The 2,341-nt window shown below is 35.0% G+C and carries 3 protein-coding genes; 2 read left to right on the plus strand and 1 reads right to left on the minus strand.

Translation table 11 applies throughout. The features are described from left to right. Nucleotides 1–269, minus strand: a 269-nt coding sequence (locus tag ACFX4I_RS26335; RefSeq protein WP_377424182.1) for an IS110 family transposase, incomplete at its 3' end; no start/stop codon positions are given. Nucleotides 270–593: 324 nt separating this feature from the next. On the opposite strand from ACFX4I_RS26335, the gene ACFX4I_RS26340 reads away from it, so the two are divergent. Both ACFX4I_RS26340 and ACFX4I_RS26345 read left to right on the plus strand, forming a co-directional pair. Next, complete coding sequence (locus ACFX4I_RS26340; protein WP_251438033.1) at nucleotides 594–1,412, plus strand: MerR family transcriptional regulator; 819 nt, start codon at nucleotides 594–596, stop codon at nucleotides 1,410–1,412. A 62-nt stretch (nucleotides 1,413–1,474) separates the two neighbouring features. Beyond that, nucleotides 1,475–2,158 (plus strand): DUF554 domain-containing protein, encoded by a 684-nt coding sequence (locus ACFX4I_RS26345; RefSeq protein WP_034314427.1) that lies wholly within the window; start codon nucleotides 1,475–1,477, stop codon nucleotides 2,156–2,158. Nucleotides 2,159–2,341: the final 183 nt, after the last annotated feature.

Below are 2,341 nucleotides of genomic sequence, written 5' to 3' on the forward strand. Positions count from 1 at the left end.
GAAATGAGTGGGTTAACGATAATTAATAAGTAACCTCTCTCCTCAAAATACTGTACAACGGGCGTATGATAATGCCCAGTAGACTCTAAAACGACCGGAGGTCGAATTCCTGTTAAGTCTTCGATCTCTCTAAGATATTGGTGTAAGCTCTCTAGTCCTTCAATGGTATGTGCTACTTTAAAACTTCTTTTATAAGGCTTCTTCTTCTCCAAGAATGCTTGAACCTGACTTTCACCTTTCGCTACATCCAGACCAACCACTGGATTCATTTTTTATCTCCTCCAAAAACATATTATTGCCGGTAACCCCTAATCCTTCTTGCAGTATCATATCTTCGCTTGTTATACGAGATCTTTGTCCCAACCAGCCTAATCATGTTTCTACAAGTAGGGGGCGAACTGTTTAGTTGACGGGGTCCAAGCCCCACGGGCAGGAACGTTCTACCCCGGCTACCGTTATCATATATCGATATAAAAATTGTTCAACCAGAAATAACTGGCTGACCTTTATAATACGAACGGGGCAGGTTAGTTTAACTTCGTATAATTGTGTATTATAGTGATAATATAAAGTTTTTCTAAAGGAAGATTAAATTGAAGAATAGATTTTCAATTGGAGAAATGGCTAAACTCCATAATACGACCATAAAAACCCTTCGATATTATGATGAAATTGATTTATTAAAACCTATACATACGGATCTAAACAACGGTTATAGATACTATTCAACGGAACAATTTGAACATTTGAACACTATTCATTATTTAAAGGATTTAGGTTTTTCATTAAAGGAGATCAAGGGACATCTGTATCACAGGAATATCGATGGTTTTTTGTATCTCTTAGAGGAACAGAAACGATTAACCGAAAAAAAAATGAAAGAACTGGAACGAATTAACCGAAGGTTCCAAAATCGAATCAAGGACATTAAATTAGCACGTGAAATAAAAGAATTGGAAGTGCCATTCATACAGGAGAGGAAAGAGAGAAGGATAGTAAGATTAATGGAAATAATCAGTTCAGAACCTGAGATGGAAGTTTCCTTACGACGATTAGAGAGTCTGTCTAATATGAGTTCTTCTATATTTATTGGGGGAGTAGGTCTTACGATAAGTATTAATAATACATTAAACAACAAGTTCAATGAATATAACTCGATATTTATTTTAGTCGAAGAAGATGATATTCAAAATCCTTTAGTGACAACTCTTCCCGAAGGAATGTATGCCTGCATTTATTATAATGGAAATCACAGCGATTCACCCGAACATTATAGAAGCTTACTCAATTGTATTCAAGATAACGGTTTCCAAGTTATCGGGGATTCCATTGAAAGAACAATAATTGACCATTATATCTCCGGTAGTAAAGAAGACTATCTGACAGAAATACAAATACCAATAAAGTGTTGACCCTCCCGTTACAGGAGGGTCTATATTTTTGGGTAGAACAATAATTAAAAGGAGAAATGATTATGTTTGGAACAATCTTTAATACAATGATGATAGTAATCGGAAGCATTATCGGAAGCATCTTTAAAAAGGGGATAAAAGATGAATATCACAACATTCTAATGCAGGCTATGGGGTTAGTTGCGTTGGGGTTAGGAATAAATGCACTAGTGCAACATTTACCTTCCAGCAAATATCCGGTACTTTTTATTGTAAGCTTAGCCGTAGGGGGATTGCTCGGTCAAAGGCTGAATTTAGAATCAAAATTTAATGCTTTAGTTAATAAATATTCCAGAGGTAATTTAGCTGAGGGGTTAGCGACTGCTATCCTATTATTTTGTATTGGAACGTTATCTATTTTAGGTCCTGTAGAGGCAGCGTTAAAGGGAGATTATACGTATCTGCTTGCAAATGGGGTGTTGGATGGGATTACCTCGATTGTGTTAGCATCCACATTTGGTATCGGGATAGCTGTTGCAGGAATTGTTTTATTTATTTGGCAAGGTGCCATTTATTTAATTGCTATTTTAATGGAGAACTCCATAAATAATGATCTTCTGAACGAAGTGACGATTGTAGGAGGTATATTGATAATCGCATCTGGTTTAAATATTTTGGGGATTAAGAAATTTAATACTTTAAATCTTCTACCATCAATAATAATTCCTCCTATTGTATTTTTAGTTATTCATTTTTCTCATTTATAATATTTGTGAAATATTACACTTAAACTAACGGGTGCGTTAGTTCTATAACAGGGGTTGCTTCGGCAGCCTTTTTTGTATGAAAACACATTAGTGAAAGAGACCATACTACTAAAATAAGCCCACCATATTCTAATTTTTTGAAGGACTTAAATGTACTATGTCGTTATTTTGATTGGTTATGCA

It is taken from the genome of Peribacillus sp. YIM B13472, assembly GCF_042788005.1.
Classification (GTDB): Bacteria; Bacillota; Bacilli; order Bacillales; family DSM-1321; genus Peribacillus; species Peribacillus simplex_E.